Source organism: Granulicella aggregans, from assembly GCF_014203275.1.
Classification (GTDB): Bacteria; Acidobacteriota; Terriglobia; order Terriglobales; family Acidobacteriaceae; genus Edaphobacter.
In genome coordinates this window covers 825,081-844,690 of record NZ_JACHIP010000004.1, presented here as the reverse complement: position 1 = coordinate 844,690, position 19,610 = coordinate 825,081, and the positions used below count along the sequence as shown (strand labels likewise).

Genomic DNA, 19,610 nt, shown 5'->3' with positions numbered 1-19,610 from the left:
CCTGCGCCTCAATCAACGCCCACGCAAGACGTTGGATTTTGAAACTCCAGCTAGTAAACTCCATGCCAGTGTTGCATCGACCGGTTGAGACCGCCACGACTTTCCGGGAACATCGGATTTGATGCACCCCTCATACCGTGCGCATTGGCTCAGTAGCGGGCGTCTGAGATCATGGGTGCGCGAGGAGATGCCATGACACGAGGTGAGATGGTCTCTGTGGTTGAAGCTTATTTGGATTGTTTTGTTACGAAGGATCTGTCTAAGGTGTCCTTGGCTGAAGACGTTACATTTGAAGGCCCCCGCATGCCGAGATTGGTCGGTCGGGCAAGCGTAGTTGGATTTCTAACGCAAATTCTCCCGATGGTCAGAGGCATTCAGTTGAAGCAGCACATCGTTGAAGGCGATTTCGCTGCTACGGTCTTCGACATGGAGACCGTGAATGGTGTCGATCACGTTTTTGATCGGCTTCACATCGTTGACGGCAAGATCCAGTCAATACACGCATTTTATTACCCTGAACAAGCGTCGGAAGAACGAGTGTAGCCCGTAGTCTTCGCTGTAGTTGTGCGCCTTAAGGCGGCGCTATCGGGAGGTTCATGGCGAACTTTCCGATAACACAGATAGCGGAAGTTTCGACTCCGCCGCACCGCCCCGACCGGCTGAGACCGCGGGGGTTTGCGGCAACATCGCCGATATAGGCCATCCGAGCAGGGCTTCAACCCTTTTCCGCGCATGATAATGAGCATTATCATGCGCGATAGGATGATCGAAATATGACGACGACTCAAGGCTTTTATGATGACCTCGCGGAACATTACCACTTCATCTTCGAGGACTGGAGCCGGAGCATTGAAAGACAGGCAGGAATTCTTGGGCCGCTCCTAGAGAGGTACACCGGTCTTTCGGCTCTCAGATTATTGGATTGCTCCTGCGGAATAGGAACGCAGGCCCTCGGGCTTGCCCAGAGAGGTCATACAGTTGTCGCGTCTGATCTCAGCCGCGCCTCTGTCGCACGCGCCCAGCGTGAGGCGAGACGGCTAGGAGTCGAGGTGCAGTTCCATGTGGCGGATATGCGTGAGTTGAATTCGGTCCCGGCGGAAGGATTCGATGCCGTATTGGCTGCAGATAATGCATTGCCCCACCTGCTCTCCGAAGTAGACCTGAGTCGAGCATTCGAGCAGATGGGGAGCAAGCTGAGGCGCGGCGGCACTCTCGCCGCAACCGTCCGGGACTATGACCAACTGATCCAAACCCGTCCGGCCATGCAACCGCCCGCCTTCTTTGGAGCCGCTGGGCAGCGCCGGATCGTTCACCAAGTGTGGGATTGGGATGGAACGGAGTATGACCTACATCTCTACATCTCCTTTGAAACGGCAGTAGGTTGGGTTTCCAAACACTACATCTCCCGGTACCGTGCGCTCTTGCGAGCTGAGATCTCGGCTTCGTTGGAGAGAGCCGGGTTTACCGAAGTCGAATGGTTGGAACCTCAAGCGACTTCGTTTTACCAGCCGATAGTTGTCGCAAGGAAGGAGCCGTCTTGAACTCTCCATTAGTTCTTGCTCCGCTGACTTCCCTGCCCTCGATATTCACGGTCCGGCCAGAAGCTCGCACCCGGATGCGTGATTTCTTCAGCTCGCACATCCGCAATCCCAACACCCGACGTGCCTACCGCGAAGCGGTACGGCAGTTCTCAGAGTTTTGTGCCGAGCATCGCATCGTGGATCTCACCCAGGTCGAACCGGTCCACGTTGCCGCCTTCGTCGAGACGCAGCTCAAGACTCAATCCAAACCCACGGTGAAACTCCGGCTGGCGGCGTTGCGGATGCTCTTCGACTGGATGGTCGTTGGCCAGGTTATCCCCTGAACCCAGCCCACGCAGTCCGTGGGCCGAAGCACTCGCAACGGCGTGGCAAGACACCTGTGCTGCAGGCGGACGAAGCCCGTGCCTTGATCGACGCGATCGACACCACTTCCCTGCCCGGCCTGCGTGACCGTGCCCTGATCGGTCTCATGGTCTATACCTTCGCCCGCGTGGGCGCGGCGACCTCAATGCGCGTCGAGGACTTCTTTGTGCAGGGACGCCGCGGCTGGTCCGCCTCCATGAGAAGGGTGGCAAGGAGCACGAGATGCCGACCCACCATAATCTCGACCGCTATCTGGAGGAATACACCGCGGCTGCCAGCATCGGCGAGGAGCGCAAAGAGCCGATGTTCCGCACGACAAGAGGCCGCTCAGGAGAGCTGACCACCAATCCCCTGCTACAGTCCGACGTATGGCGCATGATCCGTCGACGAGCGCTGGCGGCCGGAATCAAGACCCAGATCGGTCGCCACACGTTCCGGGCGACGGGCATCACGGCTTATCTTAAGAATGGCGGCAGGCTGGAGATTGCGCAGCAGATGGCAGCTCATGAGTCGGCACGAACCACCGGACTCTACGATCGGAGGAGCGTGGAGATCTCGCTCGATGAAGTGGAGCGGATAGGGATTTAGCTTAAGGGGTGGGCCAGGCCTTGTTCTTCAACGTCTGTAGAAAGAATGTAGCAGGTGTCAGAAACGGGCAACGGGCGTGCAATAGTGTCCTTTTATCCGCGCAGCGAAGATGCGTGGTGTGCAAAGCGAATGGGGCTAGGAGCAAACGTTACTCAACAAAGCCAAGTCTACCCGGGTGGTTTTCGATATAGGCACCGCAAGACTACCAACGGGTGATCGTACCGAGCGGTTTAGCTGACAGAAGCTCTTATCCAGCTACCTAACGATCCATGCACCACACATGTGGAGCGCCAAACCTGCGAAAACCATTGAGCTTGTTGCACTTGCCATGGTCATCCGTATGTTGTCCAGATGAGAGGCACCGGGTCCACCTTGTGTGATTTGCTTGCTGAGTGCGCGATATACCCGAAGGAAGCCCGACATTGCTGCAAGAGACAATACATTGGTCGCAAGTGCCAGCCAGACATGATGGCCCCCTCTAGCGGAGTGTGCAATAAAGCGAAGATCAAGCCAAGGGAGCGCGACCGCTATCGCGCCTTCCACCATAGTCAACACAAAGAACACACGCCCGTACCCTTCCTGGTTGCCATGGTAAGGGACCAACACCTCCGGAGCGTTCTGATTCCAAGCTTCGCTTATTCTCATGGAGCCCTTTGCAGATGGACGGCAGAGGTTATTCGCAGGTTTCAAAGCCGAGATCCTCAGTTTCCAGATAAAGCGCGGTTCTCGCCAGTTGATCTTTCCCCTAATGGCTAGGATCAGCGTAAGACTCTAAAACCGTCATTTCATTGTGTACAAAAGGTCGTCGCGGCCATGACTGACTCGGATCCTTCTGTTTGTAACGAGGGCTCGCAATACTCAACCCTCGCGGATTCCCATGAACGCATGAAAGTCGCGGCCCTGTTCACTCTTCCACTGTTCATGTCTGTTCGTTGCAACGGGCAGACTTCAGTGAAAACAGACTCAATCAATGAGTTGCAATCCGTCATTGGCTTGCCGCTTAGCCAAGCGGTAGCTGCTCGTGAGGTATACAAGAAGCCACTCAAGGCGGCGCTCGCTCGTCAGGCGGGAACGGCCTGCCAGACTACTTCCGGGCAACAGCCGTACAACGTGTGCATGGGCAAAGAGGATGAGACGGCGTATAGCGACTTCGCGATTTTCTACAACAATCTGCAAATGTTGTGCCACGACCAAGACCAATTGCTGACGCTTCAGCAATCAGAGAAGCAATGGAAGGCCTACAGCGACAGCACCATGAAGGCAACCCGCGCTGCGTGGCCTGATGGTACGGCAGCTCCGGGCGTTGCTGGTCAGGTGTACCTGTCTCTCGTTCGCGACTACATGCGGCTGCTAGTTGAGATCTATGATCTCAACATTTCACAGTGAGCTAAGTGATTCCTCTGTGCAGACTGCTCCTGAGTTTCCCCACGTCGAATCCGGGGGTGAAGTCATTTCCGATAACGCCGTTTTACGCCAACCAGAGTACATTCCAGAGTGGCTGAACAAAGGTATAAAGTTGCTAAGCTCTTCTGTGGACGGTGGTACTTGAATATCAGACAGCTCTTTAGTGAGCCTGAGAGGCACTGGAGCGCCAAGCCTGGCGCGACCCCCGAACAATTGTCGCTGCTGATTGCCAGTTCCCGAGTATCGCTTCCAACGGAGTATCTTGATCTGCTTCGTTACAGCAATGGGGGCGAAGGACCGCTCGCCTTAGAGCCTTTGTGGTTTGCGCTCAACTCCACTTCAGAGTGCGTCGAACTTTTCCATTCGGACAACGAGGTCTCGACAAGCTTTCCCGGTTTTGTATTCTTCGGAACGAATGGCGGGTTAGAGACGATGGGCTTCGACACAAGGACTGAGACACCGTGGCGTATCGTCATGCTCGATCCCATCGCTGGCCCAAGCAGCTGTGTGGAGATCGCACCCGACATCTCCGCGTTCATACTACGGATTGGGATAGAGCGGTAACCATTTCCCCGGAAGTCTAGGCGGTCCCCGCATCTTCGGGAAGACTAGCCAGTGCGCGTATTGCGATCACAGTAAAGAACGGCTAACAAATGGGGCGCGCAGGGCTACCAGAGGTCGAAAATGTAATTCCCTTCGACAAATCCAACAACGACCGAGTGTCCGATGTTGGCTTCCTAGATGGGCGTTCTCGGTGCTACGCAGTAGAAGGCCTCGTATCGGAAATGGCGAGAATCAGGTTTCGCTCGTCAAAGAACCACCTCTCAACGGTTCTCACAAACCTGTCATGGTAGCGAATTGCTAAGACTTGCAGCTTGCTTTCGTCGTCATCCTGTGTGATCTGGTTCACGACGCAATAGGTCTCTCCGACTGCTCGAATCCCGGAGATGGCGATCTCACTTTGGCCGCTGAAATGAAAAGTTATGACATACGTGTTCGAAACCGCGAGAGCTTTGATGAGTTCGGCCCGCCCCCTGAGTGTTGACACCAGTTTGGTGTGACCTGGTTCGCCTTCATAGTTATTGACGATGCCTCCCGGGACAAATAGCTCGGCTTTCTTTACAGGGAGACGCCTGTCGGTGTAGTGAGCCCATCCGTCAACAAGCCTCTGGATACAAAGCCTGTTCGTTGCTTCTCCACCGAGTGATGTGTTCGCAAGGGACGGATCATAGAGCAAATCAGAGATGGGCAATGGCATTTGTTCATCACCTGATAGCGGTTTTGTCTAGGACAGGGCGTCGAAGCCTGTCGAGTGCATGATCCATGCAGATGCCGCAGCTTTCCAAAGGGAGGACAGAAATGATCTTCGTCTGCTTTGTCTAACCACGGTGTAGGTCCTCCTATAAGCAGTCCTTCCTGGTACTTCATAGAAAGAGCAGGGACGCGTCGCTGTTGGATAGCCCAGAAAATCTAAATGATTTCACAATCCCTTCAAAATGAGATTTTGTCAGATTCCAGTTGCCCAGGCTCGGGAAAAGTCTCTTATACAGTCATGCGGGGGCTATAGGAAATTGTTCGCGATGTCCGGGGACAAAATGGTTTTAGCTTTTGATTTCGGTCACTTTCATCTTTGTATCCTGGATGACGCTGTATCACCAACATCAGAGGAGGTTCTCTTTCAAGCTATGCGTTAAAGACAAGCAGATGGTCCTATAACTCTTACCTTCGAGCAGAGAATACGAAGCTTCCACCCGATACAACGCAGCTCGCGGCTCCTGCTAAAGTTTTCAATTCGCGGATCGCTTTCGCCGTTTGAACGGGCACTCCATTTACTTGAATATCGCGATCAAATCCTAAAGGGAGCACAATCGTTGCCATCGCGCCCTTTGGAATGAGCACTGTCATCCGTATTTCGTCTCCAGCGAGCGACCAACCGCTCTTAATCTCTCCTACCTCTGATTCAAATGTCGCCTCTACCTCGCGGATGTCGCCTACAACCGCGGGATGGACAATAATCTGCGTCTCCGCTGCTCGATCCAGGTCGAAATCAATTCCTGCTAACCCACGATAAAACCACTCTTCTGCGTGTCCCAGCATGAAGTGATTCTGAGAGGAGTTTGGGTTCGCATCCCACGCTTCAGTCAGGGTCGTAGCGCCGTGAGCAAGCTGGTCGCCGTAGCTTGGCTTGTCCGTCCGATTGAGCATGTCGTAGAGAACGTCAGAACGATTACCATCCGTCAGCGCTCTGACCACGTAGTGATAGCCAACATCGCCCGCCGTTACATGGTTCGAGTGAGCGCGAATATCATTGACAAGATTTGCCAGGACCGCCGCGCGGCGATCCTCCGGGACTAATCCGACGACCAGCGGCATCGCGTTGGCCGTCTGACTTCCCGTATCGTACTGATTCGTGTCTGAGTGAAAGTACTGCTGGTTGAATGCCGACCGGACCTGCGCTGCTTCCTGTTCGTATCCTTGCGCATCCTCGTCATGACCGCTTAGAACAGTAATGCGCGCCATCTCTGTGAGCGCCTGGTAGTAAACTGCCGTCGCGGTCACTCCCTTTGCGGTAAGTTTTGATGGCCCCGGCTCTCCTGGCCCAATGTCGTACCAATCGCCGAGTCCGTAAGCAATGATGTGATTCTGGGACTTTCCTCGTAGATACGACATGTATCTCGCCATCGAGTCGTAGTGCTTTCGCAATGGGTCCCGATCGCCGTAAAACTGGTACGCAGTCCAGGTGCTCAATATATCTGCGATGCCCCACTCTGGCGAGTCACGAAACGCGCCGTCGAAGACTGGAAACTCCGGAGCGATATCAGGCACAAGACCACTGGGCAACTGCGCGTCCTGCATGTCATCGGCCATCTTCGCGTAGAGCGCCGACAGATCGTAGTTGTACATCAGTGAAGCTCCTGCCAGATGCGTCTGTTCTAGCCAGCCAAGCTTCTCGCGGTGTGGGCAGTCTGTCAGGACACTGACCATGTTGCTCAGCATCGCCATGTTGATCAGTCTGTGAATCCGGTTGAGCAACTCGTCGGATGTCTTGAAGGAACCAGTCACCCCCACGGCATCGTGAAGAAATTGCCCATCGAGACGACGGATAACCGACTCAGGTCCGTCCACTTGAACGTAGCGAAATCCCCAATAGCTGAATCGCGGATGCCAATGTTCGAGACCTTGTCCTCTGAGGACGTAGTTGAAAGCATTCTCATCGTCCGGGGACGCATTGACGCTGTGCTGAGTCACGAATCCGTGTGAATCCAGCAACTCGCCGGCAATCATTTTCACTCGCGTGCCGCTTTCGCCGGAGACTTCTATCTCGGGCCATCCGGAAAAATTTTGCCCAAGATCGTAGACGGTTACGTTTGGCGCAGGATGTGTGGTCGCAACGGGATCAAATCGCTCCATTGGTTTTACTGGCGGGATCGTCTCAGGCACCAGGATGCCGCCAGGGCTCTCCGAGAGCTCCGAATGCCCCCAGGCCGCGGCATCGAATGCAGGTCCGTCCCAACCTGGCTGCTCGAGGCGCGCATCGTAGTCCTCTCCGCCGTAGGCAGAACTAAAGGTTATTGGGCCGGGAGTTGTTCTCCAGTTGGCATCGGTGCCGATTGTCTCCTCGGTTCCATCAACGTACCGTACATCCAGTTGCGCGATCAGCTTGAGCGGCCCAAATGAGCCGGTGAACTTGGTGTAGCGTCCCTTCGTCTCCCGCACGTCGTACATGCCAGAGCCGAGCAGCACACCGATCGCGTTCTTCCCTTGAACTAGCAAATCGCTGACATCATAAGTGTCGTACAGAACACGCTTGCGATAGTCCGTCCATCCGGGAGTCAGAACGGCATCGGTTACATTGTGTGTGTTGATGTGTGCCTCGTACTGACCGAGGCCCGATATCCTTAGAGTCGCCTTCGATACGGCTTTGCGAACGACGAAGTTATCACGAAAGAGAGGCATCTGCCGGATGGCTGATTGGTCAGCGTCTTTAGAGTTGCTTTGGGAAGGAGAAGCAATCCAGTGCGCCTGCCAAGGCTGGTCACCGCTCTTGTCAGCAGCTTTTGCTTGAGCCCTACACGTGGATGTGAGCGCAAGCACGCAAATGAATATCGCGAGGGCTGGGCAGATTTGGTTCTTCGTTTGCGGCAGCTTGGTAAAGATGGCCCACACGCGCATCATCATTCTTAAGTTCTATACCGAACCGGCCCTTCATAGACAGTCTGTAACTAGCGTTATTTGCCGCATGAACTGGGCGTCTTAGCTTGAGTTGTGAAGGGGCCTGTCTTTCGAGATGTACAAGTTCGTGTCAACGATCAATGCGATCAATTCAGATGTGCAGACAGGGATAGAAGTGAGTAAAGCTTTCAGCCTTCAACATGCCTTTATGGCGTTGGCAACGATCATGCTGGCTGTCGCGTCAGGTCTTTCGCAGAGCAGTCACAGTATCTCCAACTCAACGCCGAACTCAGAGAAAAGCTTCGCAAAACCTCATGCGTTGACCGAGAAGTGGGGAGACCAGGGCGATGGCACATACGTCAATCCGATTCTGCCTGGTGATTTCAGCGACCCCGATGTGATTCGTGTGGGCGACGCCGTCTACATGATCTCGTCCACGATGCAATACTCGCCGGGCATGGCCGTCCTTGAATCCCGTGACATGGTGAACTGGAAGATTATCGGCCATGTTGTGCAAGACCTCTCAGCGATCGACCGAGCGTTGAATTGGGACCGAATGAATCGCCCTGGCCGCGGCATATGGGCAGGTTCGATCCGCTTTCAGTCCGGTCGGTTCTGGGTTTACTTTGGAACGCCTGATCAGGGAATTTACGTGAGCACCGCAGAGAAGCCCGCGGGCCCGTGGTCTGCTCCGCATCTGGTGCTTGCAGGAACTGGTTGGGATGATCCATGTTCGTTCCGCGACGATGACGGCCAGAACTATCTGGTTACGACACACTTCTCGGCCCAGGGAGCCATTCAGACTACCTATAACATCCACCTGCTCAAACTCTCCTCTGACGGATTGGAAGTTTTGCATGGCTACGATCACGTCATTCATCGGTCTGAGGGGAGCGAGGCAAACAAGCTCTACAAGGTGAACGAACTCTACTACCACTACTACAGCGAGGTGAAGCCCGAAGGCCGGGTTCCGATGATGGAGAGATCAAAGAGCCTGGATGGCCCCTGGGAGAGCCAGCAGTTGATGCATGTCCATGGCGCGCTTGATAAGGAGCCAAACCAAGGCGGATTGATCCAGATGCCTTCGGACAAGTGGTACTTCGTCTCCCACCAGGGCAAAGGGGACTGGGAGGGTCGCGCGACCGTCCTACTTCCTGTGACATGGGTTCAGGGATGGCCAATCATCGGAGAGATCGGACCAGACGGAATAGGCAATATGATCTGGCACGATTGGAAACCGGTCGACGGACTTCCACGACGCGACATTGCTACCAGCGACGAGTTTAGCTCGCCGGAGTTACAGCCGGCATGGGAGTGGAACTATCAGCCCAACGCTGCCATGTGGTCGCTGCGTGAACGACCGGGCTATCTGCGACTCTATGCCCTGCCTCCCTTGCGTGTTGGGCATTCCACTTCGATACGAAACGTCATCACTCAGCGGAGCTTGCGCACGAGCTCAAACCAATTCACTGTGAAGCTCGACCTGGCCGGGATGACGACGGGACAGGAGTCCGGCATCACGCATTTCGCGAAGAGCCGTGCAGCGATAACCGTTGTGCAGTCTGGCGCGATCCGCAAGCTGAGTGTCGCGGTCAATGGGGTGCGCACGGCAGGCCCAACGGTCGACGGCACGACTCTATGGCTGCGTTCCGATTGGGATTTTGCTGGGAGAAGTCATTTCTCTTTTAGTACCGATGGGCTGACCTATCGTCGCCTGGGAGGCAACTACCGAATGACCTGGGGCGACTATCGTGGCGATCGGATAGGCATCTTTACGAGCAACGCATCTGGTGGCGGGTATCTGGATGTGGATTTGGTACGGTACGAGACTGCTCGGTGAGCAAAGAAGATCTTGCACCGATGTATCAGCGAGTGCTGTGGCTCCACATCTTTGAGGCCAACGTTCAGGCTTCGGCAATGACCTTCACTGGGCCGAGCAGCCCCGATTGTTGCAACGGCGAGTTCTTATCATGAAAATAGTTCCATGTCGTGAACGTGTAACGGCCCTTCGATGGGCGAGGTTCATTCTTGAGGAACCAATCCGGAAGTTCCTTCATGTAGTAGCCCCCTTGTAGAACGGGATCTCCGGCCTGCCATGTCACATCGGCTGGTTCCTGCTCATCTCCGATCAGGCGGTTGGCCCAAACGTTCGCGACGGAAATCTCGATCTTGTTCTCGCCGGAGACGACCGCTGAGGTGATGTCGATTTGCCAGGGCGCAGTCCAGACAACGCCGAGTTCCTTACCATTTATGAAAACGGTGGCAATGTGCTTTACCGTCCCCAGATCGAGCCAGAGTTTCTTTGCCTTCGCCATTTGAGGCAGCGTGAACGCCTTTCGGTAAAGGACTGTGCCGGAGTAGTACTTGATCTCACGTTCCGGCCGGGACGTCCAATCATCCAGCGACTCGAATTCAACCGCAGACGGGCCGCCCCACGCGGGATCGAACGAGAGATGCCAGGAATGGGATAGGTCTGCAAGCGTAACGAAGACGGATGCGACCGGAGCAGGCTTTGCCGGCGTGAGAGGCTTGCGAAAGATGATGAAGTAACTCTGATGCGATGCGAAGTCGAGACTGAAGAGAATGGAGCCGTCTTCCTGTTTCGAGGCAACGTCCCGCATCGTTCCGAGCACTGGATCCCAGACCTCCGGTTGAAGTCCGGTGATTGAAAAGGCGCACTCGGCAATGCCGTTGGCATCTGCGATGTTTGCAACGAAGTAGATATGCTGTCTGCCGTGAAGGCGGTGTATAGATTTCAGATCAAGCTCTCCCGCCGTGGGGACAAGCCGAGCGCTTGTCTTATCCAATGGCGAGACGAAGGCTCCGGCCTGAAGCAGTGTCTGGCAGCGCCACAGATACGTAAACCATGCCTTGCCGGGCTTCCACCATGTTTGATATCGCCCGAGATGGATGCCCCACTGTCCCATGGCGTTACCGGGACGGTACTCCGAGCCCCACGGTTGCTGCACGAAGTGATGAATGTTCATGCGGTTGACGCCATCGCAGAAGGCGGCGTCGCCAATCGGTTTAAGCCATGCCGGATGTGCCTGCCAGTTGGCAAGCTCGGGCGAGGTCGTGAACGCCTCGGCGCCGACGATGCGCTGTCCCAGATCGTGGGCGGTATCGTTCACCTCGCGATTTGAGGACGGCGAATAGACTCCCTTATGGGTCCAGAATTCCATGTTGGCGTGGTCAAGATACTTCACCACTTCGCGAGTGTCCCATGGCCCCTCATACGGTTCCGCAACGAACGCCAGGCCGTACTCGTGGGCCAGTGCACGCGGAGTCGCCCAGTAGCAGTCACGATAGAGGTCCATCACGGTGCGTTTGAAATCCCTCTGGAAGCGCTCTGTCTCGGCCTCGCTGACAAGCGTACGTTTGGCGAGGATGGGCAGATACGGCAGAAGATCGTATCCGCGCCGGGCCTTGAACTCCTCACGCATCTTAGGCGTCCAGGTGGGATCTCCCGCCTCGTAGCTATCAAAGTAGAACGTGCTCAGTCCAGGGTTTCCGATGAGGTCACCGACATGCCTCTTGATGTCTTCGAGGACGTGGCGACAGTGGAACGTCACGGCCTCGACACTCATCTTGTCGCACTCCATTCCCATCGCATCCCACTGCGCGGGTTGGATCATGGCCCCAGTGGTGGTGTGTCCGAAGCGATAGATGGTCCAGTCGCCGGCAGGGGCATCCCATGACAGCTCACCATTCGGCCCCATCTTGCTCGTCAGGTCGATGATCTTATCCATCGCGGGAATGCCGGAGGATGGAAGCGCGATCACCGCGATGTCGCGATAGTAGCTGCGGCGGCCTTCGACGATGGGCATGCCATCCTTGCCGAGTGAAGGAATGTAAACAACAGGAAACTGCGCGTGGGGATGGGGATCGACCTCCGCACGGGCCAAAGTTGTGGCGACGGGCCTGCCGCCTTCAATGTGAACTTCGGACCAGATGACCTCCTGCATGGCCAACTCAGGAGTCACCCAGGGGCCGCCACTGCTCTCGTATCCCGCGCAATTATGCAGGATAAGTTCAAGGCCAAGGCGGCGGCACTCGCTAGCAGCGTGGCGCACCATCACCCACCATGGTTCGGTGTAGGTGACGATCTCAGGAGTAGGACTTTTTTGAATCACTCCGGCCCATGGAGTCAGCGTGTCGGCGAGGCTGAAGATCGTGGCCCCGCCGATGCCTGCCTCCTTCATCGCTTCAAGATCGAGAGTTATGCCCTCTTTGCTGATGTTGCTTCCCATCCACATCCACAGCACATAGGGACGCGTCGAGTCCGGCGGCGCCATAAATGCCTTCGCAAGATCGGACACCGGCTCCGGCATCTCTCCGATGGCTCTCCGCTCTGACATGGGCCCGCGAAAAAGAAGTGGAGAACTAGCAAAATAACCTAATACGTCGCGGCGTGTTGGCATGTTCTGAATTCCCTTTTTGGACGGGGTGACGCGACCGGTCCTCTGTTTGACGCATTCGGTGTTTGTAGACAAGCACTTTCGTAGACCATGGATCAAGCGCGATCGGCGTGTATGTGACCTTGCGAACTGCCTTAGCAGATCTGAATCGCGGTCATTCCCAGCAAGGCGGCCACCTTTTGCAACTGCTTCGCCTGATGGCCCGTACCGATGGCACAATGATGCGCCGGTCCGTGCGAGTTCCACGTCTCCGCAAAGCGGCGGGCCCCCAGCGGAAAGCGATAGCGGCTGTTCGTGTTCCCAATATGCAGAATTGGCCCCGGCACACTCTCACCTTCACCGATCAACAGCATAAAGCCTCGGTTTCCGTCTTCGACAACAGAGAGCAGCGTCACCGGGCCATGCTTGACGGACATCTCAACGGACAGTCCTGCACCAACCTTGCCGTGGTACACGGTAAGCGGTCGAACTTTAATCTTGCCCTGCGCAATCCCGATATGTCCGGGCCCGTCATGTCCCATCAACACAAGGTCCTTATCGAAGTCCATCGCGTAGTACTCCGTGAAGGAGCCTCCACAGCCAAGCAGGTCCATGATCTTCATGGCGATGACATTCTTGACCTCATACTCTCCAGCCACCGGCACGCCATGACCGGTCAGCATCGAAGTACCAAGAATGATGGAACTCATCGTCTCTTGATTTTCCGGAACGCCACTTCCCTTGTAGTAGTAGGCCATCAGATCAAGATCTTTTTCCCGTACCAACCCATCCAGCGCAACGGAGGTGCGCGCGGCGCGGGCCAGTTCGGCGTCGCTGCAATCCTCTCCGACCGAGAAGAACTCCCGAAACGCCACAAGCTTTCCCTCGAGAGCAGCGGCGCTGACTTCCTGCCGCCTGGCCGTAAGCTCGTCCACTTCGAGGATCTCGATATGCAGATTGAACTTGCCGCTCACCTGAACAAGGTCGGTCGCGATGTCCAACATACCGCCGTAATAGTGCCCCATCAGGCCAAGGCGGCTGTGAGCAAGATAGTGGACAACCTCAGCCGCGGCCAGCCACTCCTCTAACTCCTTCCAGCAGGGAGGGTCATTGCGGAGCATGCCGGTGATCTGATGAAAGGGGATGTCGAGGCGGCGGAGCACATTCGCGATCTCCGGCACCGGGCACGAACTGCAATAGGCGAGCCAATCCCCGGTCATCGCCGTGCGGTCCTCCATCGCGTTGAAACGTTCGTAATTGATCGCCGCCTCTGGCTGCAGGTTCAGCAGGATCACCGGCACCTTGGCCCGCTTGATGACAGGCAGCACGGTCGACGACAGCGCATAGGTCGTAACGTAGACGAGCAGGATATCGATGTCCTCGCTACGGCACCGATGGGCGGCATCGAGCGCCCGCTCCGGCGTATCGACAAGCCCAAGGTTGATGATCTCGCGCGTCTCACCCGCAACCAGGTCCTCAACCTCATACAGGTAACCCAGAAGGCGTGCCTCCAATCCTTCAAATTGCGTCCAGTACGCCTCAAGGCCAAGCCCAACAAGTCCCACACGAAGCCTTCGATACTTACTCTGCATGCTTCCCCTCTTCCAACGCCGATTCGAAGGCGATTCCTTGATCAGACTTCCCTTGCATGTAAAAAACTTCGTCCATCATGGCAAACGTCTCGCCTTCCTGCAGCGATGGAACCCTTTCAAACAGAGGTTCCATCGTCTGCTGCCACCTACGATCCACATCGCTTTGCGAAAGATGGGAGAGCAGCGCCTGAAAGTCAGGTACGAGCATGTAGAGAAAGAGATCACATCCCCGGCGAAAAATGGAATACTCCCTCACGCCACACGCCTGCAACTCGGCGAGCAGCTCCGGCCATACGTGCCGATGCGCTTCATCGTACGCATCTTCCGAACCAGGTTTTACCCGGAGTTGAAACGCGATTCGCTGCATGAGTACTCGCATTCTACTTGTAGTTCACTACGGCCACTTCGAAGGGCTCAAGAACCAGCGTATTGCCCGAAAGCGCGTTCGACTGTGGTTTCCCATCACCTGTTGAGGGAGCTACGAAGGTGACCGCAGCGCCGTTCGCTTCACTTGGCAGCGCAATCGATTGCGGCCGATTCCGCTTGTTGATCACTAAAAGCTTTCTGCCATGCGAGGTCGAGAACGCCTGGGCACTGAATGAAGCGTTCAATCCGGACGTCTCGACGAGTTTATCGCCAGGGCCAAAGGCATCCAGTAGCAGCTTCAGCACCCAATAGCGCGCATTCGGCTCTGAAGTGTTGTAGTTAATCATGGTCACGCTCGGGAACTGTGACTTGTACCCGACAAGCTGCGACTCGCCAACTACATCGATGCCCATTGCCGCACTCTGCGCATAGATGTCGGCATACATCGCGCCGGCGAGGTTCCAGTACGCTGCAGGTTCGTCCTTCGCGACATAGCCGGGCTGGCTATTCTCCTTCTCGTCTTCAGGAAGGATGGCACCAAGCTCGTCCAGATCGGTCCGCGTCGTAGGGCTATAGTGCTTGCGAATCGTCTCGATAAACCGCACCGTCGTCATGAACTCTTCCTTCTGGGCATCGAAGGTGTACTGCCATTCATTGATCGTCTGGTCCGGGCTTGGCGTCGCATAGAAGTGATACGTGATGAAGTCGAGAGGCGCTCCCTTGCGGTGATGCACAGGATTCAGAAAGTACTCGAACATCTCTGGCGTATGACTTGGCTTCGCCATGGCAAGCGCCATGAACTTCAGGTTGGGATCGACCTTCAGCATGGCCTCGGTCACCGCATCGTAGAAGCGCGTATAGGCCTCCGGAGTCCAATGGTGCTCGAAGTCAATCTCGTTCAGCACTTCCCAATAAGCAACTTTGTAGTGGTGGCCTGATTCGTGCCATTTCCCGAACTCATCGGTAAGGCCGCCTTTGGTGTACCAACTAATCAGGCGCGCAAAATACTCCGCCGCCTCCTTGCACGACGGGTCGCGCAGTTCTGTGCCTTGCGTGTAGTTCCAGAAGACTTGGTTGGGATCTTCGGGATAGGTCACAGGCGTATCTGTCTTGAACAGCCAGGCCGGTATCGTGCTGAAGTTCAGGATGACGCTGTGGCCTTCCGTCGCTTTCATGAAGTCGTCAAGCGTGGGATCAATGTAGCGAAAGTCCCAGGACGTCTTCCCATCCTTCGGCGGTTCCAGCTCAGCAACGGCTTGCTTCGGGTAAGGTAGCCACGGAACGTAGCGCACGTAGTCCGCGCCCAGCGCATGAAGCGCCGCAAATGATCCGTCGTGCATCTTTGCGCCCCGAAGCAACATGGGATTGACGACTACCTGCAAAGCCGGGGTCGACCTGGACACAGCGACCTCTTTATCCCAGTCCACCTTGATCTGACTGGTTGCAGCTTCCTGCCCCGCCGCGAGACGGCACGCAAACACAGCGAGGGCAAGACCCGAAAACGCATACTTTGAAAGGCGATTCATGGCAATTTCCTAGGGATAGCTTTAGATATAGGCCGCCCACCGTATTTAGAACAGGTGAGCGGCCATGAGTGGAAGTTAGAACTCGAATCGGCCGCCTACCTGCACAATACGTGCGGCACCGGTTGAGGTGATCACGCCGAAGTTTCCAGCAGCAATGGCAGTAGGTTGCCCTTGAGGAGTTACCGTGCCGAGTCCAGTGTTTGCCCCCCCGAAGTTGACGTGGTTGAACGCGTTGAATGCCTCCAAGCGTAACTGAAACTTCGTCCGCTCCGTGATACTGAATCCTTTGAAGAGACTCATATCCCAGTTCTGAAATCCTGGCTGCTCAAGCGAGTTACGTCCAGCGCTGCCCGGGTCCCCGAAGTTCGGCAGCGCAAACGCCGCTGGATTGAAATACTGGTTTGAAGCTGTACCCGGCTTCGGAAGTGTGCGCCCCGACTTCGCGTCACCAACCAGGTTTGGCCGGGAGGTGCTGAAAGCTCCGATGTTCAGGTTCTCGGGAATGGTCGGCGTGCTGTACTGCCCGGCGCTGAAGGTTGTGATGCCATTCAGTTGCCAGCCTCCCACCACGTAGTCGAGTGCTCGAGGCGCGGTGCCCAGAAACTGCTGCCCGCGGCCGAAGGGTAGATGGTAGGAGTAGCTCGCGACAAGGCGTTGGGGCACGTTGTAGTCCGATACTCCACGGTCGTACCGGAAGAAGTCGCGCGACAACGCAGAAAAGTCGTCAGTGATTCCGATATCGATTGCTTTGGAATAGGTATAGGCCACTAGGAACGAATACCCATGCGTGAAGCGCTTTTCAAGCTTTGCTGTGAAGGCGTTGTAGTTCGATCGGCCATAGTTGCCGGTGACCAGAATGAAACCATATTGAGGATATGGAATGCGCTGTGCCAAAGGCGTTTGCGCGTTTGGGTCTCCCGTTTTGGGTGTCGAAGCGAGCGCGCCAATGTTGGCGTTATACCGCTGCGCCAGCCTCTGCCCGCTGCCTCCAGCGTATTCCAGCTCCACAAGATAGTCCGAAGCGAAGGACCGTTGGATATCAAGTCCCCATTGGTTGACGTACGAGGTGCGATTGTTTTGATCGAGCGTGAAGATGTTCGCGTTGGCCGGTGGAAAGGTAGTGGATGTATTCGAAAACGGGTCCGTAATCGAAACCGGAGTCGTGCTGCTCACCGTGTTGCTACGCGAGGTATAGAAGGGACTGCCCTGATTCTTGAACTGCTCTTCGTTGAAGTTGTCCGTTGCGTAATACGTGCCGGCACCGCCACGAAGGACTGTCTCATGCAGGAACTTCGGACGCCAGGCGAAGCCGATGCGCGGTGCGAAGTTGTTCTCGTCCGGCTTTACGATCGATCGACGGATCGATGATCCCGCGTAGGAAAACTGACCTGTCGTGATGTCGAAGAACTGGCTCCGATTACGCGACTCGATCGGTGAGCCTGCGTATTCGTAGCGCAGCCCCAGGTTGAGCGTCAACGTGGGGAGCACCTTCCAGTTGTTCTGCGAGTAGAAGCCGTAATACGCCGTGTGCAGATATTGCGTGGAGTCTCCCGAAGCGGCCGTGATCTGCGCTGGCTCACCGAGCAGGAAGTCTCCAAGGCCTATGCCCGTATTTCTGCCTGTATCGGCACCGGTCGGAGCTGTGGAATAGCCCTGGTTATAGACCAGATTCGGATTGGAACCGAAGTCCGTAATCTGCTTGAACCCCTCATGGATATACTGCACGCCCGCCATGTAAGTCAGCTTGCCATGCGTCAGGGTCATGTTGTCCGAGACCTGGTAGTTCTTGTCATCGGCACCGATCACTTCATCCACGGAACCGATGGACCCTATACCGGAGACACCGAAGTTCGGAACGCCGAAGGTTGCCGGGTCTCCACTGTTTGCATACGACAGACCAAAGAGAACGCCTGCATAGTTTGGCCCATAGGCCGACTCCGCGTTACGGAAGGTCGCCGAGTCGTTGACCCCAAAGCGAAACTCATTGAGCAACCTGTCGCTGAATACATGCGTGTAGGTTGCCGTCCAGAGATGGTCGTTGATTGGCACATTGACTCCGCCGAGCGGGTTGATGGCAGGATCGTAGATGTTGTCGTTGCTGTTCGACCAAGTCGCGTAGAGGCTGTCGCGGCTTGTCAATCTCTGGTCGACTCGAGCATTGAACTGGTTGTAGGTCTGGCTGGTGCTTGGTGTCCGGACCGTGTTGTATTGCGGAATCGTCGCTAGCCCAACCGGTACGGCAACGTTTGGCGTGGGGATAAACGCGATGGCTTTCTGCGCGATGGGATCGAGTTGGGACGCCGGTATGACATTGCCGGGAAACGGTGTGTTCGTCTGTGAATTGTAGATGTCCACGCATTTCTGCGACGCTGGATTCTGTTCGCAGAATGTGGACGATTTGGGATACAGGCCCGTGCCCGTGCTGTCATCCGCAAGGTTGCCAGCAAGCTGCGCGGCAGAAGGGTAGATGCCCTGCAACGTGTTCGCCTGCTTCAGCCGAAAGCCTTCATAGTTGAACATGAAGAAGGTCTTGTCGTGCCCGTTGTAGTGCTTGGGAATACTCACAGGTCCGCTAAACGTGGTGCCGAAGTTGTTCTGGTTAAGGACGTTCCGCGGCAGGTTCTGCTGCTTGTTGAAGTAGAGGTTCGCCGCATAATCCGTATTGCGATTCAGTTCGAACACCACCAGGTGATAGGAGTTGGCTCCGCCCAGCAGGTCGGTATTCACGATGGATGCTGAGTGTCCGAACTCTGCGCCAAAGGTGGTCCGTTGTACGCGAAACTCCTGGATCGCGTCGACAGAAGGCCGCAGGCCAGTATTTCCAAAGCGAGCGTTGCGCGTCTCGATGCCATTCACCAGATAACTGGTATCGCTCTCTCGCAGGCCTGCGAACGACACCGTGGTATCCGATCGACCGGTCCAGTAACTCGCTGGCGAGTTGCCGTTCCCGATTGGAGACGCGCCTGTCGTGAGTTGTGTCAACTGAATGAAGTTTCTGCCGTTGAGCGGCAACGTTTCAATCGCGGCCTTTCCGATGTCCTGGCCTACAGCGGCGCTCTCCGAGTTGAGCAGTGCCTGCTCACTGGCCGAGACGGTTACCGTGCTGTCGACCGAGCCAAGCGACATGTGAAGGTCCAAGCTGGCCCGCTGACCGATGACGACAGTGATATTGTCCAGTTGCGTCGTCTTGAAACCTGGGACCTTCGCGACCAGCTTGTACGCGCCGGGCTTGAGCGAACTGAACGTCGCCAGACCACTCGAATCGGAGTCCAGCGAGATCACCTGGCCGGTATCGATTTGGGTAAGAGTCAATGATGCCTTTGGAATGACCGCACCAGAATCGTCGGTCACCGTCGCGACCAGATCTCCGGTCACGGATTGTGCAACCGCCTTTACGCTGAATCCCGCCAAACATATCCCTGCCAGGATCAATACAAGCCGGCAGTAGCGGCTCCAACTCTCGACTACAGCACTGTGTCGAGCGCTTGTTCGCGCTCTTCCATCTTCCTTCTTGCACTTCAGCTTCACGTGGCCTCCTTATGCAAGCCTCCGCTCAAATTCAGCGGGGCTTTCTAAAGCGAGGCGAATCCTAGACCGTTCCTTTCTCAACACGCGACATGTTTTTCATGGTCAACAATAGATTTCACTGTGCATAATAGT

General features: G+C 55.8%; 14 protein-coding genes. 7 read left to right on the top strand and 7 right to left on the bottom strand.

Features of this window, described 5'->3' with window-relative positions; all coding sequences use genetic code 11:
• The first annotated feature begins 192 nt into the window (after positions 1-192).
• From HDF16_RS17230 to HDF16_RS17210, 6 genes are all read left to right on the top strand, one after another.
• The gene (locus HDF16_RS17230; RefSeq protein WP_184219101.1) at positions 193-543 is read left to right on the top strand and encodes a nuclear transport factor 2 family protein; all 351 of its coding nucleotides are present in this window, start codon (positions 193-195) and stop codon (positions 541-543) included.
• A 230-nt stretch (positions 544-773) separates the two neighbouring features.
• Complete coding sequence (locus HDF16_RS17225; protein ID WP_184219099.1) at positions 774-1,541, top strand: class I SAM-dependent methyltransferase; 768 nt, start codon at positions 774-776, stop codon at positions 1,539-1,541.
• Complete coding sequence (locus HDF16_RS30240) at positions 1,538-1,864, top strand: site-specific integrase (RefSeq protein WP_221312827.1); 327 nt, start codon at positions 1,538-1,540, stop codon at positions 1,862-1,864. Before HDF16_RS17225 ends, HDF16_RS30240 begins: the two co-directional genes overlap by 4 nt.
• A gap of 262 nt (positions 1,865-2,126) precedes the next feature.
• Positions 2,127-2,492, top strand: coding sequence for a tyrosine-type recombinase/integrase (locus HDF16_RS30235; RefSeq protein WP_221312826.1), 366 nt, complete (start codon positions 2,127-2,129; stop codon positions 2,490-2,492).
• Positions 2,493-3,443: 951 nt separating this feature from the next.
• A complete protein-coding gene (locus HDF16_RS17215; RefSeq protein ID WP_221312825.1) occupies positions 3,444-3,878 on the top strand; it encodes a lysozyme inhibitor LprI family protein in 435 nt (144 codons plus the stop codon).
• A 159-nt stretch (positions 3,879-4,037) separates the two neighbouring features.
• Entirely contained in the window at positions 4,038-4,460 is a 423-nt protein-coding gene (locus tag HDF16_RS17210; RefSeq protein WP_184219093.1) for an SMI1/KNR4 family protein, read from the top strand.
• Positions 4,461-4,653: 193 nt separating this feature from the next.
• Here the strand turns inward: HDF16_RS17210 and HDF16_RS17205 are convergent, their stop codons facing one another.
• Positions 4,654-5,154, bottom strand: a complete 501-nt coding sequence (locus tag HDF16_RS17205) for a nuclear transport factor 2 family protein (RefSeq protein WP_184219089.1) — start codon at positions 5,152-5,154, stop codon at positions 4,654-4,656.
• Between the two features lie 461 nt (positions 5,155-5,615).
• Positions 5,616-7,853, bottom strand: coding sequence for an alpha-L-rhamnosidase (locus HDF16_RS17200; RefSeq protein WP_184219086.1), 2,238 nt, complete (start codon positions 7,851-7,853; stop codon positions 5,616-5,618).
• 343 nt (positions 7,854-8,196) lie between these two features.
• On the opposite strand from HDF16_RS17200, the gene HDF16_RS17195 reads away from it, so the two are divergent.
• Positions 8,197-9,909, top strand: a complete 1,713-nt coding sequence (locus HDF16_RS17195; protein ID WP_221312824.1) for a glycoside hydrolase family 43 protein — start codon at positions 8,197-8,199, stop codon at positions 9,907-9,909.
• A 64-nt stretch (positions 9,910-9,973) separates the two neighbouring features.
• Here HDF16_RS17195 and HDF16_RS17190 read toward each other — a convergent pair whose 3' ends face one another.
• The 5 genes from HDF16_RS17190 to HDF16_RS17170 form a co-directional block, all read right to left on the bottom strand.
• Positions 9,974-12,427 carry a glycosyl hydrolase gene (locus HDF16_RS17190; protein ID WP_184219083.1) on the bottom strand — a complete coding sequence of 818 codons (2,454 nt, stop codon included), beginning with the start codon at positions 12,425-12,427 and terminating at the stop codon, positions 9,974-9,976.
• 194 nt (positions 12,428-12,621) lie between these two features.
• Complete coding sequence (locus HDF16_RS17185; protein WP_184219081.1) at positions 12,622-14,058, bottom strand: arabinose isomerase; 1,437 nt, start codon at positions 14,056-14,058, stop codon at positions 12,622-12,624.
• Positions 14,048-14,425, bottom strand: a complete 378-nt coding sequence (locus tag HDF16_RS17180; protein ID WP_184219078.1) for an L-rhamnose mutarotase — start codon at positions 14,423-14,425, stop codon at positions 14,048-14,050. The genes HDF16_RS17185 and HDF16_RS17180 overlap by 11 nt, the downstream gene beginning before the upstream one ends.
• A gap of 13 nt (positions 14,426-14,438) precedes the next feature.
• Positions 14,439-15,950, bottom strand: a complete 1,512-nt coding sequence (locus HDF16_RS17175; protein WP_184219075.1) for a GH39 family glycosyl hydrolase — start codon at positions 15,948-15,950, stop codon at positions 14,439-14,441.
• 75 nt (positions 15,951-16,025) lie between these two features.
• Positions 16,026-19,478, bottom strand: a complete 3,453-nt coding sequence (locus HDF16_RS17170) for a TonB-dependent receptor (protein ID WP_348641338.1) — start codon at positions 19,476-19,478, stop codon at positions 16,026-16,028.
• Positions 19,479-19,610: the final 132 nt, after the last annotated feature.

Bases quoted from the DNA above. Each gene is read 5' to 3' on its own strand.
- HDF16_RS17180 (WP_184219078.1), bottom strand. From the start codon at position 14,425: ATGCAGCGAATCGCGTTTCAACTCCGGGTAAAACCTGGTTCGGAAGAT.
- HDF16_RS30235 (WP_221312826.1), top strand. From the start codon at position 2,127: ATGCCGACCCACCATAATCTCGACCGCTATCTGGAGGAATACACCGCG.
- HDF16_RS17200 (WP_184219086.1), bottom strand. From the start codon at position 7,853: ATGCCTCTCTTTCGTGATAACTTCGTCGTTCGCAAAGCCGTATCGAAG.
- HDF16_RS17175 (WP_184219075.1), bottom strand. From the start codon at position 15,950: ATGAATCGCCTTTCAAAGTATGCGTTTTCGGGTCTTGCCCTCGCTGTG.
- HDF16_RS17225 (WP_184219099.1), top strand. From the start codon at position 774: ATGACGACGACTCAAGGCTTTTATGATGACCTCGCGGAACATTACCAC.
- HDF16_RS17185 (WP_184219081.1), bottom strand. From the start codon at position 14,058: ATGCAGAGTAAGTATCGAAGGCTTCGTGTGGGACTTGTTGGGCTTGGC.
- HDF16_RS17230 (WP_184219101.1), top strand. From the start codon at position 193: ATGACACGAGGTGAGATGGTCTCTGTGGTTGAAGCTTATTTGGATTGT.
- HDF16_RS17205 (WP_184219089.1), bottom strand. From the start codon at position 5,154: ATGCCATTGCCCATCTCTGATTTGCTCTATGATCCGTCCCTTGCGAAC.
- HDF16_RS17190 (WP_184219083.1), bottom strand. From the start codon at position 12,427: ATGTCAGAGCGGAGAGCCATCGGAGAGATGCCGGAGCCGGTGTCCGAT.